A 17670-nucleotide genomic window follows, 5' to 3' on the forward strand; every position below is an offset into this window, starting at 1 on the left:
GTACTTCTTTTGGTTTTTAGCCAAGAGCGTAGGTTTTGTTTTTGAAATTGTTCTTCTAATGTTTGTTTAATAAATTAATAGGTTAATATTTTATTAAAAGTTACAATATAAGAAGGAAAATACCCTAATATTACGAAGGAATACTAAATAAAAATTATAGTTATGAAGAAGTTAAGTTTTCTATTTGCAATTAGTTTCTTGTTTTTTGCTTGTTCTAATGATTTTGAAGAAGTTAAGAGTGAGGCCAAAATGATAAATAGTAATTGGATAAATTTTAGTGATTTTAATGAGTTTATTGAAACCTATGATGAGCTTTCTAAAAAAAGTTCTAAAGAGGAATTTGAGATTTGGCTTAATCAAAAAGGGTTTAGGAATTCATTTTTGACAGCAACGTACGAACAGCCGATAGATACTACCAATTTTGAAGAGGAGGTTGATAAAACCACGTTTTATTCAGATGCCTTAAAGGCTGTTTTAAATAAGGATATGGAGTTTAAAATAGGTGAGGATATTATAAAATTAAAAGATGGTCATTTTATTAAAAGCAATCAGAAGAAAATTTTGTCTAACCGTTTTGAAGAAAATAAAATAATCGGAAAGATTGTTAATGAAATTGTTGATCTTAAAGTTGAAAAATCAAGTAATACTGATAAGGTTTTCAATCATGCTACTAATTACACGTTTTATAATACTTTTGGAGCTGCTCATGGTGTCAATTGTAATAATACAGTTGTAGGAAGTAGTAGGGATAGGAGGTTTGTTAATCGATTGTTTAGCGAGACAATTTTTCAAGATGGTAATATGATTTCTAAAAAAATATTTTTAAATTTTAGCTTACAAGCTAAATATTGTTCGTTTTGGAAATGTAAATGGAATAATGTGGGTGATGAAGCGATGAGTGTGGTAGTCACTAATTTAGCTGCTTATGAATATATTCCAAGTAATCCAATCTCACCACCTATTAATTTTGAAACTTATTGTTTTACAGGTTCCTATACTGTTTTGGTTGGTGAGATCAATTGTAACCCACCACATTATTGCAATGATGAGCCTTTAGATTTGAAATTTTCAGGAAAAATACGTCAATCGCATTTTGGCTCTAATTACGTTTGGGATTATGATGCTTCAGACATGAACTAAAAAAAATAATCGCTTTTCAAAATTAACGACTGGCGGCTTAAAAGTTAAATACGGAGATGGTACCCCAACTAGGGACGAAATAGAAATTGATGCAGAAGGGAATGTAAGCTTCCCGGATACTGACGGGGATGGTATTCCTGATTATTTAGATGCGGATACGAAATAGTCTGTCTCTGTTTATAATTTATATAAAACCAGCTTTTGAAAATAGTTCAGAAGCTGGTTTTTTTGTGCAGCGACTTTTCGTATCCAAATTTCGCATAGATGAGTTATCTGGCAGGACGATAAAAAATAATAGGGATAATGTTACCAATAGGTGATGCTTTATTCTTAGAGGGCTTCTAAGAATGCTTTGGGCGTTCCCTCCTTTGTCGGGCGGGCCCTTGTCTATATCCCTTGCTCCGCTGCGGGGATGCCGCCGCGGTCCCTAACGCGAAAAAAAGGCCGCAAAATCTTATGGTTTTATATCCGAAAGGGTTTTCAGGTCGAGTATTTCGAATAGCAAGGCTTTTAGGATTTTCGTCTTAAGGTGATTTTTTTTAAAATATATTCCCATGGTCTTCAGGCCGGATGCAAATGAAATCAGCTGCTACAGTGAATAGTTAAGGTCTTATGGCTTGGCATTAAAAGAAGAATTATCAGAAGCATGAATTGCTACGGTCTTCAGGCTGTACTAAAGGAAGGAGTTTTTCAGTATCAATTGCCACGGCCTTCAGGCCGTGGACTAAAAAAAGAAAACCGCCTATTGAAAATATCCAATAGGCGGTTTTGTACTGTAAAGCTATAAAAGCTAAAGCTTCTTAAAGGCTTATGGCTAAACTTAAAATTAATTGATCTGGTCTGGTGTCTATTCTGTCGTTAGCAATAACGCCTCCGTTGTTTCTAATTACAGAGACCTCATTTTCGGTAAAACCTCTTTCGTACCTAAGGTCTATTCCAAACTTCCCGAAAGAAACTCCAGCACCAATATTCATACCAACTGTAAAATCATTTTCAACATCACCAATGGTAACCCCGTCAAAATCCGTATCCAAAATATATTGGAAAGAAGGACCGGCGAAAACCTGTAATGGGCCAACAAGATTAACTCCCACTAAAAGAGGAAGGTCTAGTTTGCTCATGTCAAGGCTGTTGTTTTCGTAGTCCGATTTTGTTTTGGTGTACACCAGTTCTGGTCTAAAGTAAATATCCGTACCTACCTTGCCAAAAAAACCAACGTGATAACCAACATTGCTATCCGGATTTTTATAAGCTTCTTCAGTAGATTCAAAATAATCACCGTTAGCACCGTAGTTAATACCCGCTTTGATCCCGAATCCAGGCTCTTTTTGTGCGATAGCAGTGAAGCTTCCTAAAGCAAATACTGCCAATAAAAATGTTTTTTTCATCATATGAATTAATTTTTAAAGTTAATATTAACCAAAAATGATACCAAGATTACTTTCTCTTAAGGACTTTTTGAACGGCGTTTTCAATCGCTCCGTGATTTAAGCCGTACTTTTCCATTAATTGCTCTGGGGTTCCGCTTTCTCCAAAAGTATCTTTGGTAGCTACAAACTCCTGAGGTGTAGGGCGTGCAGTCGCTAAGAATCCAGCAATACTTTCTCCTAATCCTCCTAAATAGTTGTGTTCTTCAGCAGAAACGATACAACCTGTTTTTTCTACAGATTTTAAAATAGCTGCAGTATCCAATGGTTTAATAGTGTGGATATTGATAACCTCGGCAGAAATACCTAATTTCTCTAGGTTTTCGGCAGCGATCAAAGCTTCCCATACCAAATGACCGGTAGCTACAATTGTAACATCGGTACCTTCGTTAAGCATCACAGCTTTTCCGATTTCGAATTTCTGGTCTACTGGGGTAAAGTTAGCTACTTTTGGTCTTCCAAAGCGTAGGTAAACAGGACCTTCGTAATCTGCAATGGCAATGGTTGCCGCTTTTGTTTGGTTGTAGTCACAAGGATTGATAACGACCATTCCTGGTAACATTTTCATCATCCCTATGTCTTCTAATATTTGGTGGGTAGCACCGTCTTCACCTAAAGTAAGTCCAGCATGTGAAGCACATATTTTTACGTTCTTGTCAGAATAGGCTATAGACTGTCTGATTTGATCGTATACCCTTCCAGTAGAAAAGTTGGCAAAGGTTCCGGTAAACGGAATTTTTCCGCCAATGGTAAGTCCCGCTGCAATACCCATCATATTTGCTTCGGCAATACCTATTTGGAAAAAACGCTCAGGATTTTCCTCAATAAATTTTTCCATTTTAAGGGAACCAATCAAATCCGCACAAAGGGCAACTACATTTGGGTTGGTTCTTCCTAGTTCAGTAAGTCCAGCTCCAAAACCGCTCCTTGTATCGTTCTTACCTTGATCTATATATTTTTTCATAGTGTATTTTCTTTATTGTTATTTGGAAATGCAGGGGATTAATAATCGCCTAAAGTTGCTGGGTTTTGAGCCAAAGCATTCTCTAATTGCTCGTCGCTAGGAGCTTTACCGTGCCAAGCGTGCGTGTACATCATAAAATCTACGCCATGCCCCATAATAGTATGTAATAAGATACAAACAGGTTTGCCTTTTCCAGTTCTAGTTTTAGCCTCTGCTAGTCCTTTAATAATAGCTTCTAAGTTATTTCCTTCTTTAATTTCAAGAACGTCCCAACCAAAAGCTTCAAATTTCAATTTTAAATCGCCCATTGGCAATACATCATCAGTAGAACCGTCAATTTGCTGTCCATTGTAATCTATGGTTGCAATAAGGTTGTCTACTTTCTTTCCAGCGGCATACATGATGGCCTCCCAGTTTTGCCCTTCTTGTAATTCTCCATCACCATGTAGGGTATATACTAAGGTAGGATCTTGGTTTAATTTTTTCGCTTGCGCTGCTCCTAAGGCTACAGACATTCCCTGTCCTAAAGATCCCGAGGCAATACGAACCCCTGGTAAACCTTCGTGAGTAGTTGGGTGCCCTTGCAAACGAGAATTGATTAATCTAAAAGTATTTAATTCGTCAACAGGAAAATATCCTCTTCTTGCCAATACACTATAGAAAACCGGAGATATATGACCGTTTGATAAAAAGAAAAGATCTTCATTTTTACCATCCATGTCAAACTCGGGTTGTAACTGCATTGTTTCATTGTATAGTGCAACCAAAAATTCGGTACACCCCAATGAACCTCCTGGATGCCCGGAGCTGACCTTATGAACCATTCTTAGTATATCTCTGCGTACCTGAATGGTCAAATCTTGTAATTCTTGTAGTTTAGGCATTTTATGTATGTTTTTAAAAAGTTATCAAAAGTAATGGCTATCTTTTGGGTATACAAGTTCGAATAGTGTTATTTTGTCAAATTTCATTGCCGATAACATAACTTTATTTTTTTGTTAGGGAAATTAGTAAGCTTGGTTGACTATCTTTGCGCTCATAAAAATCATATTTCTTGAAATTTACCTTACAACACACCGACCCTAAATCCAAGGCCAGAGCCGCAGAGCTTATAACTGACCATGGTAAAATTGAAACTCCTATATTTATGCCGGTAGGTACCGTAGCCTCGGTAAAAGGGGTGCATCAACGGGAGCTGAAAGAAGAAATAAATCCTGATATAATTCTAGGGAATACCTATCATTTGTACCTGCGTCCTAAAATAGAAATATTGAAGCAGGCCGGAGGTCTCCATAAATTTATGGGTTGGGATCGTAATATTCTGACCGATAGCGGCGGATATCAAGTGTACTCATTGTCCGGAAATAGAAAGATAAAGGAAGAAGGGGTAAAGTTTAAGTCCCATATAGATGGTTCTTATCATTTCTTTTCGCCTGAAAGCGTTATGGAGATTCAACGAGATATCGGAGCCGATATTATTATGGCCTTTGATGAGTGTACTCCTTATCCTTGTGATTACAATTATGCAAAAAGATCTATGCATATGACGCATAGATGGTTAGATCGCTGTATTAAACATTTAGATAAAACGCCTTTTACCTATGGGTATGAACAAACCTTCTTTCCTATAGTACAAGGGTCTACCTATAAGGACCTAAGAAGGCAGTCGGCAGAATATATCGCTAGCGTTGGAGCAGAAGGTAATGCTATTGGCGGTCTATCGGTAGGAGAACCAGCAGAGGAAATGTACGCCATGACCGAAGTGGTTTGTGAAGTGTTGCCAGAAGACAAGCCTAGATACTTAATGGGGGTAGGGACTCCTATTAATATATTGGAGAATATTGCCTTGGGAATCGATATGTTCGATTGCGTGATGCCGACCAGGAATGCTAGAAACGGAATGCTCTTTACCGCTCATGGTACTATCAATATCAAAAATAAAAAGTGGGCAGACGATTTTTCGCCAATAGACGAAATGGGAATCACTTTTGTAGATTTAGAATATTCAAAAGCGTATTTACGCCATTTGTTTGCTGCCAACGAATATTTGGGGAAACAAATCGCTACTATTCATAACCTTGGTTTTTATCTTTGGTTGGTTCGTGAAGCTAGAAAACATATTTTAGCCGGAGATTTCTCGGAATGGAAATCGATCATGGTAAAACAAATGGACAAAAGATTGTAAGTGATAACCATATTAGATAAATATATACTTAAACGGTATTTAGCAACCTTTTTTGTGATGCTTTTGCTTTTTGTTCCCATTGGGATCATGGCAAATTTGGCAGAACAGATAGGTAAAATGATCGATAATGAGGCGCCTTTGGCAGAAATAGCCATGTATTATTTAAATTTTACACTGGTTATTGGAAATTTATTATTTCCTATTTTTCTGTTTCTGTCGGTGATATTCTTTACTTCTAAATTAGCGAATAACACCGAAATTGTCGCAATTCTTAGCTCGGGGGTATCTTATGGCAGGTTTATGCGGCCCTATCTTATTGGAGCAACCCTAATCGCTGTAATCATGTTTTTTATGAGCATGTTTATAGTGCCTCAAGCCAGTATCGGGTATAACGGGTTTATTTATAAGTATCTAAAAAAAGGAAAACAAGATAGGGTAACTACGAATCTTTTCAATCAATTGAATGAAAACGATTATATCTATGTCAGTAGTTTTGATCCGGCTAGGCAGATAGGGTATAATTTTACCTTGGAACATTTTAACAAGGAGAATACCTTGGACTATAAAATTTCAGCTGCTAACATCAGATGGGTAGAAAAAGATAGTATCTACCGCTTAACGTCTTATGAAAAAAGAAGCTTGGTGAACGATATCGAAATCCTGGAAACCAAGCGTAGGTTGGATACAATTTTTGACTTTAGAATAGACGATCTTACTCCGGTATCCTATGCTGCAGAAACGAAGAATTTATTCGAGCTCAATGAATTTATCGAAACTCAAAGACGAAAAGGAGCTTCCAATATCAATACCTATGTCCTGGTAAAATACAAACGATGGGCGCTTCCTGTTGCCGCTTTTATCTTGACTATAATTGCTGTAGCGGTATCTTCTGTAAAGAGAAGAGGTGGTATGGGGGTTAATTTGGCCTTCGGGATAGGAGTGGCTTTTATTTATATATTTTTCGACAAGGTTTTTGGTACCCTTGCAGAACAAGCAGGCTTTTCGCCCTTATTGGCTGTGATTATACCAAATGTAGCCTTTGGAATCATTGGACTTTATTTGTTGAATAATGCAAAACGCTAAATTTAATAACTACCTCCTTTTACATTTAATAGTATTTGTATGGGGGTTTACGGCTGTATTGGGAAAATTGATCACCTTAGATGCCTTGCCGTTGGTTTGGTATCGGATGACGATAGCCGTTACCTTAATATTAGGATATATCCTCTTTAAAAGGTTTCCTTTAAAAGTACCTCCCAAGACCTTGATAATGTTGGTTATTGGCGGTATTGTGATTGCTATGCACTGGGTGACGTTTTTTAAGGCTATTAAGGTGTCCAATGTATCGGTAACCTTGGCCTGTTTGTCTACAGGAGCATTTTTTACCGCACTTTTAGAACCATTTTGGTATGGCAGAAAAATGATTTGGTACGAACTGCTCTTTGGAGTGGTGGTTATACTAGGATTGTTGGTGATGTTCGATGTGGAGTCCGGATATTTGTTAGGGGTGCTCTTGGCATTGACTTCGGCTTTTTTGTCGGCCGTGTTTTCCCTGATCAATGGAAAATTGATACAGTCCGAAAAACCTTCAGTGATAGCCTTTTATGAATTGGGCAGTGGGGTGCTCTTTTTGTCCTTATATATATTGTTTACCGGTGGCTTTACACCAGAATTTTTTGAAGTATCACAAAACGATTGGATATTTATTTTTATCCTAGCCTCGGTGTGTACTGCTTATGCCCTAATCGCATCTGTAAAAGTTATGAGATTTATCTCGCCATACACCGTAATGCTTACCATTAACTTGGAGCCAGTGTACGGATTAGTGCTGGCATTTATATTTTTGGGAGATAGCGAAAAAATGGACGCCTTGTTCTATGTAGGGGCCTTGATGATACTTTGTACAGTTGTGGCGAACGGTATTTTAAAAAATAGAGGAAAATTAAAAAAAGCGAGTTAGGGTAGCTTCCCTTTAAAGTTTTATATTTGCTTTTTGAAAGAAACAAACTTTTAAACCTATGGAGTATTTAGATTTTGAACTACCAATTAAAGAACTAGAAGAGCAGCTAGACAAGTGCATGATCATCGGAGAGGAAAGTGATGTGGACGTTTCTGAGACCTGTAAGCAAATAGAGAAAAAGTTGGCAGAAACTCGTAAGGAAATTTATAAGAATCTTACCGCATGGCAAAGGGTGCAATTATCTAGACACCCCAATAGGCCTTATACTTTAGATTATATAAAAGCCCTTTGTGGGGATACCTTTTTAGAATTGCATGGCGATCGAAATGTAAAAGACGATAAAGCTATGATTGGCGGCCTTGGTAAAATAGGCGATCAAAGTTATATGTTCGTAGGCCAACAGAAAGGGTATAATACCAAAACTAGACAATATCGTAATTTTGGGATGGCAAATCCTGAAGGCTATAGAAAAGCCTTGCGATTGATGAAATCTGCGGAAAAATTTGGCGTACCTGTTGTTTGCTTCATTGATACTCCAGGAGCATATCCAGGAATTGAAGCCGAAGAAAGAGGACAAGGAGAAGCTATTGCAAGAAATATATTGGAAATGACCCGTTTAAAGGTGCCGATTATTGTTGTGATTATTGGTGAAGGAGCCTCTGGAGGTGCCTTGGGAATAGGAGTAGGAGACCGTGTGCTGATGTTGGAGAATACTTGGTACTCTGTTATTTCGCCCGAATCTTGTTCTTCTATCCTTTGGAGAAGTTGGGAATATAAAGAATTGGCGGCCGAAGCGCTTAAACTGACGGCTACCGATATGAAAAAAATGAAATTGATCGATGAAATCGTGAAGGAGCCTGCCGGTGGAGCACATTCCGATCGCGATAAAACATTCGATATCATAAAAGGTAAAATATCTTCCCATTACGAGGAATTAAAAAAGTTATCACCAAAAGATTTGGTGAATTCACGTATGGATAAATATGCCAATATGGGTGTATATAACGGATAGCAAGCCTATTTGTCAAGCTGAGGAAATCTGGAGAATTAATTCTCCAGATTTTTTTTGCTTATCAACAATATTTGTAACTTATTAACAATGAAATTGTTGATGAACTGTTGATATCGTTAACACCTTTTTAAAGCTTTTTTGTCTAATTTAGCACTCATGGAAAAAACAAATCCTGTTATTGGTCATCGGATAGATAAGTCGACTATCATAAACCTTGAAAAAGGAAAAATACCACCTCAAGCGGTTGATTTAGAGGAGGTTGTGCTTGGCGCGTTGATGATTGACAAGAAAGGTGTCGATGAAGTGATAGACATCTTGCACCCCGAAGTCTTTTATAAAGATGCTCATCGATTTATTTTTGAGGCTATTTTTAAATTGTTCGAAAACTCCGAGCCGATTGACTTATTAACAGTTTCGTCCCAATTAAAGAAGGACGGGCGCTTAGAAGGTGCAGGGGGTGATTTTTACCTGATTAAACTGACCCAAAAAGTAGCCTCTTCGGCGCATATCGAGTTTCATGCCCGTATTATTCTTCAAAAATTTATTCAAAGAAGTCTTATCAAGATCTCCAACGAAATTATAGAGGAAGCCTACGACGATGCTACCGATGTATTTGATTTGTTGGATACCGCCGAATCTAAATTATACGACGTTACTCAAGGGAATTTAAAAAGATCTGCAGAAACCGCACAGAATTTGGTGATGCAGGCCAAGAAAAAAATTGAGGAAATTGCCGGTAAGGAAGGGTTGAGTGGAATTCCGTCCGGATTTGATAAGTTGGATAAACTTACTTCTGGATGGCAACCTAGTGATTTGATTATTGTAGCAGCACGTCCTGGTATGGGTAAAACGGCCTTGACCTTGTCCATGGCAAGGAATATTGCTGTAAACTCCAATATAGGAGTAGCCTTCTTTTCTCTGGAGATGTCCTCGGTGCAGTTGATTACCAGGTTAATATCCTCGGAAACCGGATTGTCTTCTGAAAAATTAAGGACCGGGAAACTAGAAAAACACGAATGGGAGCAATTGAACGTAAAGGTGAAAGCCTTGGAGAATGCCCCATTATTTATAGATGATACTCCTTCTTTATCTATTTTCGATCTAAGAGCAAAGGCCAGACGATTGGCATCTCAGTTCGGAATAAAAATGATCATCATAGATTATTTGCAGTTGATGACTGCAGGAGGAAGTCAGAAAGGAGGAAATAGGGAACAGGAAATATCTACTATTTCCCGTAACTTAAAAGCACTCGCAAAAGAACTTAGTGTACCTGTAATTGCCTTATCGCAGTTATCGCGTGCCGTAGAAACAAGAGGTGGTAGTAAACGCCCTGTATTATCGGATTTGAGGGAATCTGGAGCGATTGAGCAGGATGCGGATATTGTGTCCTTTATCTATAGACCAGAATACTACAAGATTGATGAATGGGACGATGAAGAGCGTTCCCCAACAGCTGGTCAAGGAGAATTCATTGTGGCAAAACACAGGAACGGTGGTCTGGAAAATATCAGATTGAAGTTTATCGGTAACTTAGGTAAGTTCGATAACTTGGATGATTTTGATTCTCCCTTCGAGTATCAATCCAAAATGAACGCCAATGAGGATAATCCGTTTATCACCAAAAACCTACCCAATGCCAATGAAGCATTCGGAAGTTCTATGAACAATGGCGGTATGGACGATAATGATGTGCCCTTTTAATTCTAAAAGAAGAATTTTATAGTGTATCTTACGGTCTAAATCCTTCAAGTGAATCTAGATTTTTATCTTCCCATGCTTTTAAAACTGCTATATAGGAGGGTGTTGATCTTGGCCTTATTGATGGGTTCGTGGAGCAGCTTTGCTTCGAACATCCTTATTCCTATGGATGCCGAATCTCAAAAGAACCATTTAAAAGCGTATGGGATAACCTTTTGGGTGCTTACCAAGCAACAAAAGGTACAGTGGCTATTAAATTATAGGGGTGGGGCTTTTTTATTGCCAGACGGCGAAAGTATCCGTAAAGAATGTCAGATTAGAGGAGTGTCTTTTGAAGTTATTTCAGATGCCCAGGCCTTGTCTATTTTGGAAGGTATCAGTAGTCCGTCCCAAAACCAAGAAGCTGTAATATTAGAAAAAGCACCAAGAATAGCCGTTTACTCGCCTAAAGACAATCCGCCTTGGGACGATGCCGTGACCATGGTGCTGTCCTATGCCGAAATACCCTATGACAAAGTCTACGATGAAGAGGTCTTAGAAGATAAATTGGTGCTCTATGATTGGTTGCACTTGCACCATGAGGACTTTACAGGGCAGTATGGTAAGTTTTATGGTGCGTATAGGGCTACACCCTGGTATATTGAGGGGAAGAGAAATGCCGAAGCCATGGCGGCAAAATTAGGATATTCCAAGGTGTCGGAACAAAAACGGGATGTTGCCTTAAAAATTAGGAATTATGTTATTGGAGGCGGATTTATGTTTGCAATGTGTTCTGCAACCGATAGCTTTGATATTGCCCTAGCGGCCGCTGGTGTTGATATCTGTGAGCCTATGTTCGATGGCGATCCTTCCGATGCCAATTATCAAAATAAACTTGACTTTGAAAGTACTTTTGCCTTCACTAATTTTACGCTGGAACGGAATCCTTTGCAGTACGAATTTTCCTCAATAGACATGACCAATAAAAGATCGAGGGTCCCTAAAGAGTCGGATTATTTTTCTTTGATGGATTTTTCGGCAAAATGGGATCCTATTCCTACAATGCTTTGTCAAAACCATACCGCTTTGGTAAAAGGGTTTATGGGGCAAACAACGGCCTTTACAAGGGAAGAAATTAAACCGACAGTATTAGTGTTGGCTGAAAATAAAATAAATGGCGAGGCCCGATATATTCACGGGATCAAAGGGAAAGGATTCTTTACCTTTTATGGTGGTCACGATCCGGAAGATTACCAGCATAGGGTGGGCGATCCTAAAACAGAACTAGAATTGCACCCAACTTCTCCGGGGTATCGGTTAATCCTTAATAATGTACTGTTTCCGGCCGCACGGAAAAAGAAACAAAAGACCTAGTCTTTTATTGACTCTGTTCATATACTGGCTAATAAGGTTTACGGCTTAATCGTTTTTATAAAGTAGGAGAAGGAACCTTGTTTAAAGAGTCTGTTCGCTGCCCTGAAATGGGGCTTCGGCGAAGTAGCCATTTCATAGAAAAGAATCCTTAATTCTTTCATTGTCAGATTTCCACTTGTCATGGTTAATTACTTAGTGTTAGGCCGCGTTAGGGATCGCAGCGGCATCCCCGTAGCGGAGCGAGGGATATAGCGAAGAGCCCGACCGACGAAGGAGGGAACGCCCAGATAATAATACTAAAAGCTGTTAAGATTTATATTACCCCAGATTTTATAATCTCATGGGTGAGGGAGAAATAAAAATAGCCCTAAAAAGGGCTATTTATAAAAAGTATGATCGTTTAAATGGTGTTTTGCCTACAGCTGTTGGCTATGGATCAGCGCTTCCAAAACAGATTCAACACCAAACTCATCGTTAGTGCCGGTTGTATAATTGGCAACTTCTAAAACATTGGTATGGGCATTTGCCATGGCATAACTGAAATCTGCCATCGCCAACATTTCCAAATCATTGTTGTAGTCTCCAAAGACCATAGTTTCGTTTTTGCTTATATTGTACTGTTCTTGTAATTGCTGCAGGGCATATCCCTTGTTAGCATTTCTATGGGATAGGTCCACCCAATTGGCGCCAGAAACTTTTACCTGCAAATTGGCTTCCAAATGCTTTACCGCCGGATAGATATACTTCTCCGAACTTTCAAAATGGTAAATAGCAATTTTTAGGATCTCGCCCTTAAATTGGCTGATATCATCTAATACGGTGAACTCGGAATAATACTCCTTTAACTTGCTGATAAATTCGTCCGAATCTCCGTTGAGATAGGCATTTGTTTTTCCGCAAAGTATAGGGTGTACTCCTTTAATATCTTTTAATATAGCCAAAGCATTGGCAATGGTTTCTGGAGGTAAGGGGGTAGCTAATAGCTCTTTCTCTTGTTGCCTTACATAGGCGCCATTTTCCGCAACGATGGTTATTTGGTCCTTAATAGGTTGAAGCTTGTCTGCAATACTATTGTACTGGCGACCACTAGCGGCAACAAAATGTATGTTTCGCCTCTTTAATTCTTCAAATAACGAAAAAAATTGTGGGCTGACCTCGTGTTTAGAGTTGAGTAAGGTGCCGTCCATATCCGTTACCACCATTTTTACCTTAGATAAGTCCATATTCATATAATTTAATAGGCAAAGGTATCGGTATTTAATTGATTTAAAGCCTAGTTGTAAAAAGTTTCACATTTCTTAATAATTCACGAAATTTGACAACAATTAAATTTTGGAATCTATGCTTTTTTATCAGAAGGAAATAAAATTACGCGCCTATAAACGCGGCTTTCATATTATTACCGACGAGCTTATAAAAAGCTTTCCTGAAATTAAAAAAATTAGGACAGGGACGCTGCAGCTGTTTATTAAGCACAGTTCTGCCAGTTTAACTATCAATGAAAATGCCGATCCTACGGTGCGGGAAGATTTTGAAAGTCACATAAATGTTATGGTTCCCGAAAATGCCCCCTATTACCTTCATAATTATGAAGGGCCCGATGATATGCCGGCGCATATAAAAGCTTCCTTGATGGGGAGCTCCCTAAATATTCCAATTACCAATGGCCGCCTCAATATGGGGGTTTGGCAAGGGGTGTATTTATGCGAGCATCGGGATTATGCCCAGGGTAGAAACATTGTGCTTAGTTGTTTTGGTATTTAGGGGTGATATAAATTTTGTATCTTAGAAAAGCTATTAAATTTTAAACAATGGGAGCAAAAGAAGAGATATTAAATAAAATTCAGATCCTGGTGACGAATCATTTTAGCGATCCGCAAGAAGCCTTTAATTTTTTTGATGAGAACGGAGATGGGAAGCTAAAAAAGAGTGAGGTGGTAGCGCTGTTAAAACAAGCCGAAATTAGTGGGTTTATAAGAGGTATGGTGGCGAATAAACTTATAGAGGGGTATGACACTAGCGGGGATGAGCTTATTGATTGGGAGGAGTTTAAAGCGGCCATTGCTAAAATTAAGGTCGCTTAAGAATAGAATTGAAATCCTGGTTTTGAAAGTGGTAAAAAGTCTCTAGTGTAATATGAGGGTTTTTAATGAACCGTCGTTGTTGGCTAGCTTTTGATTAGAATACATCCCTTAAAACAGAAAGGGATTAGAAGGCGATGTGATTTTAAAATCATCCTACACTGCTTTCGGAAAATCTATTTTAATTGGCTAGGGTTTGGGTTTACAGCTGATCTGCAGTAAGTGGTTCCGAGCTATAATCATTGTAGGTCTGTTGCTACTTGGTTTATAGCAAATGTAGTAAGCCTTCTTTGTGGGGTTCTTAGAATAAAAAAAGCCTGTTCCGAAAGGAACAGGCTTTTAAGTAAGCGAGATACGTTTATTAATTTATTTTACTTTGTTTACGATAGCCTTAAAAGCTTCTGGGTGGTTCATGGCCAAATCGGCTAAAACCTTACGGTTTAGCTCAACATTGTTGGCTTTTACTTTACCCATAAACTGAGAATAAGACAATCCGTGTAATCTGGCACCAGCATTAATACGGGTAATCCATAAAGAACGGAAAGTTCTTTTCTTGTTTCTACGGTCTCTGTAAGCATATAACATTGCTTTTTCAACCGCATTTTTAGCTACTGTCCAAACGTTTTTACGTCTTCCAAAGTAACCTTTGGCTTGCTTCATTACTTTTTTTCTACGAGCTCTTGAAGCAACTGAATTTACTGATCTTGGCATAATTTAAATTGTTTTTTGTAGTAGGCGATTCTTCTGTTGAATACTTTGTAAAAGCCTAACTCCAGGGTTAATAATTACCGAAAAACGATTACTTTAAACGTAATTGTTCTTTAATGCTGTTAACGTCTGCTTGGTGAACCAAAGTAGAGTGTGTTAACGCTAGCTTACGCTTTTTAGACTTCTTCGTAAGAATATGACTTTTAAAGGCGTGCTTTCTTTTGATTTTACCAGAACCGGTAAGCTTAAAACGCTTTTTGGCACTGGATTTTGTCTTCTGTTTAGGCATTTTCTTCCTATGTATTAAGTTATCTCGCTTACTTTTTTTAATGCTGAATGTAATTCAGTATTTCTCTTAATTAGATGTCACAGGAGTATAAAACAACTGCTTTGGCCTAATGTACAGGACTCCTATAAAAAATAAATCTTATTTTTTTGTCTTAGGAGCAAGGAACATCGTCATACGTTTTCCTTCCAATTTTGGCATTTGTTCTACCTTACCCAAATCTTCCAATTCGGAAGCCAGCTTTAGTAAAAGAATTTCACCTTGGTCTTTGTACACAATAGAACGACCTTTAAAGAATACATAAGCTTTTAATTTAGCACCATCTTTAAGGAATTTCTCCGCGTGCTTCTTTTTAAACTCGTAATCATGCTCGTCTGTTTGTGGACCAAACCTAATTTCTTTAACAATTACCTTGGTGGCTTTGGCCTTCATGACCTTCTCACGTTTCTTCTGCTCGTATAGAAACTTCTTGTAATCGATAATTTTACAAACTGGTGGATCAGCGGTAGGGGATATTTCTACTAAATCCAATTCCAATTCTTGGGCTTTGGCTAAAGCATCCCTTGTGCTGTACACACCTACTTCTACATTGTCGCCAACCAACCTAACCTTGGGCGATAAAATCAGTTCATTGATATTATGCGGGTTTTTATTTTCCCTTCTAGGTTGGGGTCTGAATCTTTTACGTATTGCTATGACTTGTGGTTTTTAATTAAACTTAATTTTTTTATTAAAAGGACTTTAAGGTACTATTTATTTCTTTAGTGACCAATTCTGAAAAGGCTTTTACCGTTAAAGCTCCTAAATCTTCGCCTCCGTGCCTTCTTATAGAAATGGTTCCTTCGTTCTCTTCATTCTCTCCTACAATAAGCATAAATGGAATCTTGTTCATCTCTGCTTCTCGGATTTTCTTGCCTACCGTTTCGTTTCTCTTGTCAACTTGGGCGCGAAGGTCGTTATTTTCCAAGGAAATTAAAACTTTTTCGGCATATTTTTCATGCTTTTCGCTCACTGGCAGTATAATAGCTTGTTCTGGTACCAGCCAGAGTGGGAAATTTCCTCCTGTGTGTTCTAGGAGTAAGGCAATAAAACGTTCCATACTTCCAAAAGGAGCCCTATGGATCATTACTGGCCGGTGTAACTCGTTGTCGCTTCCTTTATAAGTAAGGTCAAAACGTTCCGGTAAATTGTAATCTACCTGAATGGTTCCTAACTGCCAGTTTCTTCCCAAGGCGTCCTTTACCATAAAGTCTAATTTTGGACCGTAAAAAGCAGCTTCGCCACTCTCGATCACAAAATTAAGCCCCTTTTCTTTAGCAGCATTGATAATGGCGCTTTCTGCTTTTTCCCAATTCTCTACAGAACCGATATATTTTTCCGGTTTTTCTAAATCCCGTACGGAAACTTGTGCCGTAAAGTTTTCAAAACCTAAAGATCCCAATACATATAAGGTAAGGTCTATAACATTCTTAAACTCATCGGCCAATTGGTCGGGAGTACAAAAAATATGGGCATCATCCTGTGTAAAACCACGTACTCTGGTAAGGCCGTGTAATTCTCCACTTTGCTCATAACGATATACCGTTCCAAATTCGGCATATCGCTTAGGAAGTTCCCTGTAGCTAAATGGTTTTGTGTTATAAATTTCACAGTGGTGTGGGCAGTTCATTGGTTTTAATAAAAACTCCTCGTCTTCTTTCGGGGTTTTTATAGGTTGAAAACTGTCTTCTCCGTATTTGGCATAATGGCCCGAAGTAACATAAAGCTCCTTTTGACCGATATGTGGGGTAACCACCATTTCATACCCGGCTTTTTTCTGCGCCTTTTTTAGAAAATTCTCTAGCCTTTCTCTTAAAGCAGCTCCTTTTGGAAGCCATAAGGGAAGACCTTGTCCTACCTTTTGTGAAAAGGTAAATAACTCTAGCTCCTTGCCAAGTTTTCTATGGTCTCTTTTTTTAGCTTCTTCCAATAAGGCTAAGTACTCGGTAAGCTCTTTCTGTTTTGGGAAAGAAATTCCATAAACCCTGGTCAATTGGTTGTTTTTTTCGTCACCTCTCCAATAGGCGCCGGCAACACTTAATACCTTAACAGCTTTGATGATTCCGGTATTGGGGATATGCCCACCTCTACATAAATCGGTAAATGTATCATGGTCGCAGAAGGTAATGGTGCCGTCTTCTAAGTTTTCTATCAGCTCTACCTTATATTGGTTACCTTGAGATTTGTAAAATTCTAAGGCCTCTGCTTTGGTTGAAGAACGCATTTTAAAGTCGTGCTTGCCTCTGGCAATTTCCAAAGCCTTCTTTTCTATCTGTTGAAAATCTTTTTCTGAAATACTTCCTTCAGGTAAATCTACATCATAGTAGAAGCCGTTTTCGATAGCAGGTCCTATGGTTAATTTTATGCCAGGATATAATTCTTCCAAAGCCTGAGCGATGACGTGCGAAGTAGAGTGCCAAAATGCGGTTTTACCCTCTTTGTCGTTCCAGCTAAAAAGCACAAGAGCCCCATCTTCATTCAAAGGGGTAACCGTTTCAACCGTGGTTCCATTAAATTTTGCAGAAATAATATTTCTTGCCAAGCCTTCGCTTATGCTTTTGGCTACCTCTAAAGGTGTTGTTCCTTTAGCAAATTCCTTAACGGTTCCGTCGGGTAAAGTAATTTTAATCATAGGATTCATTTTAACAAGAGCAAAGATATTGTAAAGTGATTAGTTGAACAACGTTGTGAGGGATTGAATTTTAGTTTTAAGTCGATTTTTTTTGAGACCCTTTAACGTAAAATTAATAGGATGTTAATTTTAGGTTAATTAGTAGGTGTCCTCCCCAAAGCCCCGTATTTACTTAAAAAATTAAC

General features: G+C 38.3%; 17 protein-coding genes. 9 read left to right on the forward strand and 8 right to left on the reverse strand.

Going from position 1 to position 17670, the window contains the following annotated elements; translation table 11 throughout:
* The first annotated feature begins 162 nt into the window (after window positions 1-162).
* Window positions 163-1140: a hypothetical protein gene (locus HCG49_RS14635; RefSeq protein ID WP_168470276.1), complete on the forward strand. Its 978-nt coding sequence runs from the start codon at window positions 163-165 to the stop codon at window positions 1138-1140.
* 800 nt (window positions 1141-1940) lie between these two features.
* Here the strand turns inward: HCG49_RS14635 and HCG49_RS14640 are convergent.
* Genes HCG49_RS14640 through HCG49_RS14650 form a run of 3 tightly spaced genes read right to left on the reverse strand, consistent with a single transcriptional unit; the run spans window position 1941 to window position 4415 of the window.
* Window positions 1941-2528: a porin family protein gene (locus HCG49_RS14640; RefSeq protein WP_168470295.1), complete on the reverse strand. Its 588-nt coding sequence runs from the start codon at window positions 2526-2528 to the stop codon at window positions 1941-1943.
* Between the two features lie 49 nt (window positions 2529-2577).
* On the reverse strand, window positions 2578-3531 hold the full coding sequence (locus HCG49_RS14645; RefSeq protein WP_168470277.1) for a transketolase family protein: 954 nt from the start codon (window positions 3529-3531) through the stop codon (window positions 2578-2580).
* 38 nt (window positions 3532-3569) lie between these two features.
* Window positions 3570-4415: a transketolase gene (locus HCG49_RS14650; RefSeq protein WP_168470278.1), complete on the reverse strand. Its 846-nt coding sequence runs from the start codon at window positions 4413-4415 to the stop codon at window positions 3570-3572.
* Between the two features lie 170 nt (window positions 4416-4585).
* Between HCG49_RS14650 and tgt the strand changes: the two genes are divergently transcribed.
* From tgt to HCG49_RS14680, 6 genes are all read left to right on the forward strand, one after another.
* Window positions 4586-5716, forward strand: coding sequence for a tRNA guanosine(34) transglycosylase Tgt (tgt, locus tag HCG49_RS14655; protein ID WP_168470279.1), 1131 nt, complete (start codon window positions 4586-4588; stop codon window positions 5714-5716).
* A gap of 3 nt (window positions 5717-5719) precedes the next feature.
* Window positions 5720-6799, forward strand: a complete 1080-nt coding sequence (locus HCG49_RS14660) for an LptF/LptG family permease (RefSeq protein ID WP_168470296.1) — start codon at window positions 5720-5722, stop codon at window positions 6797-6799.
* Window positions 6786-7676: a DMT family transporter gene (locus tag HCG49_RS14665; protein ID WP_168470280.1), complete on the forward strand. Its 891-nt coding sequence runs from the start codon at window positions 6786-6788 to the stop codon at window positions 7674-7676. The genes HCG49_RS14660 and HCG49_RS14665 overlap by 14 nt, the downstream gene beginning before the upstream one ends.
* 58 nt (window positions 7677-7734) lie before the next feature.
* A complete protein-coding gene (locus tag HCG49_RS14670; RefSeq protein ID WP_168470281.1) occupies window positions 7735-8688 on the forward strand; it encodes an acetyl-CoA carboxylase carboxyltransferase subunit alpha in 954 nt (317 codons plus the stop codon).
* A gap of 156 nt (window positions 8689-8844) precedes the next feature.
* The gene (gene dnaB, locus HCG49_RS14675; RefSeq protein WP_168470282.1) at window positions 8845-10389 is read left to right on the forward strand and encodes a replicative DNA helicase; all 1545 of its coding nucleotides are present in this window, start codon (window positions 8845-8847) and stop codon (window positions 10387-10389) included.
* A 120-nt stretch (window positions 10390-10509) separates the two neighbouring features.
* Window positions 10510-11739, forward strand: coding sequence for an asparagine synthetase B (locus HCG49_RS14680; RefSeq protein WP_240938713.1), 1230 nt, complete (start codon window positions 10510-10512; stop codon window positions 11737-11739).
* Between the two features lie 416 nt (window positions 11740-12155).
* Here the strand turns inward: HCG49_RS14680 and HCG49_RS14685 are convergent, their stop codons facing one another.
* Window positions 12156-12962 carry an HAD family hydrolase gene (locus tag HCG49_RS14685; RefSeq protein WP_168470283.1) on the reverse strand — a complete coding sequence of 269 codons (807 nt, stop codon included), beginning with the start codon at window positions 12960-12962 and terminating at the stop codon, window positions 12156-12158.
* 118 nt (window positions 12963-13080) lie between these two features.
* On the opposite strand from HCG49_RS14685, the gene HCG49_RS14690 reads away from it, so the two are divergent.
* Both HCG49_RS14690 and HCG49_RS14695 read left to right on the forward strand, forming a co-directional pair.
* Entirely contained in the window at window positions 13081-13503 is a 423-nt protein-coding gene (locus HCG49_RS14690; protein ID WP_168470284.1) for a secondary thiamine-phosphate synthase enzyme YjbQ, read from the forward strand.
* 47 nt (window positions 13504-13550) lie between these two features.
* A complete protein-coding gene (locus HCG49_RS14695; protein ID WP_072764857.1) occupies window positions 13551-13823 on the forward strand; it encodes an EF-hand domain-containing protein in 273 nt (90 codons plus the stop codon).
* Between the two features lie 363 nt (window positions 13824-14186).
* Here HCG49_RS14695 and rplT read toward each other — a convergent pair whose 3' ends face one another.
* The 4 genes from rplT to thrS all read right to left on the reverse strand — a co-directional run bounded on the left by rplT (window position 14187) and on the right by thrS (window position 17485).
* The gene (gene rplT / locus HCG49_RS14700; RefSeq protein ID WP_072764858.1) at window positions 14187-14531 is read right to left on the reverse strand and encodes a 50S ribosomal protein L20; all 345 of its coding nucleotides are present in this window, start codon (window positions 14529-14531) and stop codon (window positions 14187-14189) included.
* 88 nt (window positions 14532-14619) lie between these two features.
* The gene (gene rpmI, locus HCG49_RS14705) at window positions 14620-14817 is read right to left on the reverse strand and encodes a 50S ribosomal protein L35 (protein ID WP_072764859.1); all 198 of its coding nucleotides are present in this window, start codon (window positions 14815-14817) and stop codon (window positions 14620-14622) included.
* A 138-nt stretch (window positions 14818-14955) separates the two neighbouring features.
* Entirely contained in the window at window positions 14956-15510 is a 555-nt protein-coding gene (gene infC, locus HCG49_RS14710; protein ID WP_084668487.1) for a translation initiation factor IF-3, read from the reverse strand.
* A gap of 34 nt (window positions 15511-15544) precedes the next feature.
* On the reverse strand, window positions 15545-17485 hold the full coding sequence (thrS, locus tag HCG49_RS14715; protein WP_168470285.1) for a threonine--tRNA ligase: 1941 nt from the start codon (window positions 17483-17485) through the stop codon (window positions 15545-15547).
* Between the last annotated feature and the right edge of the window lie 185 nt (window positions 17486-17670).

Source organism: Arenibacter sp. 6A1 (assembly GCF_012272855.1).
GTDB lineage: Bacteria > Bacteroidota > Bacteroidia > Flavobacteriales > Flavobacteriaceae > Arenibacter.

Bases quoted from the DNA above. Each gene is read 5' to 3' on its own strand.
- HCG49_RS14635 (WP_168470276.1), top strand. From the start codon at position 163: ATGAAGAAGTTAAGTTTTCTATTTGCAATTAGTTTCTTGTTTTTTGCT.
- HCG49_RS14640 (WP_168470295.1), bottom strand. From the start codon at position 2,528: ATGAAAAAAACATTTTTATTGGCAGTATTTGCTTTAGGAAGCTTCACT.
- HCG49_RS14645 (WP_168470277.1), bottom strand. From the start codon at position 3,531: ATGAAAAAATATATAGATCAAGGTAAGAACGATACAAGGAGCGGTTTT.
- HCG49_RS14650 (WP_168470278.1), bottom strand. From the start codon at position 4,415: ATGCCTAAACTACAAGAATTACAAGATTTGACCATTCAGGTACGCAGA.
- HCG49_RS14665 (WP_168470280.1), top strand. From the start codon at position 6,786: ATGCAAAACGCTAAATTTAATAACTACCTCCTTTTACATTTAATAGTA.
- HCG49_RS14670 (WP_168470281.1), top strand. From the start codon at position 7,735: ATGGAGTATTTAGATTTTGAACTACCAATTAAAGAACTAGAAGAGCAG.
- dnaB (WP_168470282.1), top strand. From the start codon at position 8,845: ATGGAAAAAACAAATCCTGTTATTGGTCATCGGATAGATAAGTCGACT.
- HCG49_RS14680 (WP_240938713.1), top strand. From the start codon at position 10,510: ATGGGTTCGTGGAGCAGCTTTGCTTCGAACATCCTTATTCCTATGGAT.
- HCG49_RS14685 (WP_168470283.1), bottom strand. From the start codon at position 12,962: ATGGACTTATCTAAGGTAAAAATGGTGGTAACGGATATGGACGGCACC.
- HCG49_RS14690 (WP_168470284.1), top strand. From the start codon at position 13,081: ATGCTTTTTTATCAGAAGGAAATAAAATTACGCGCCTATAAACGCGGC.
- HCG49_RS14695 (WP_072764857.1), top strand. From the start codon at position 13,551: ATGGGAGCAAAAGAAGAGATATTAAATAAAATTCAGATCCTGGTGACG.
- rplT (WP_072764858.1), bottom strand. From the start codon at position 14,531: ATGCCAAGATCAGTAAATTCAGTTGCTTCAAGAGCTCGTAGAAAAAAA.
- rpmI (WP_072764859.1), bottom strand. From the start codon at position 14,817: ATGCCTAAACAGAAGACAAAATCCAGTGCCAAAAAGCGTTTTAAGCTT.
- thrS (WP_168470285.1), bottom strand. From the start codon at position 17,485: ATGATTAAAATTACTTTACCCGACGGAACCGTTAAGGAATTTGCTAAA.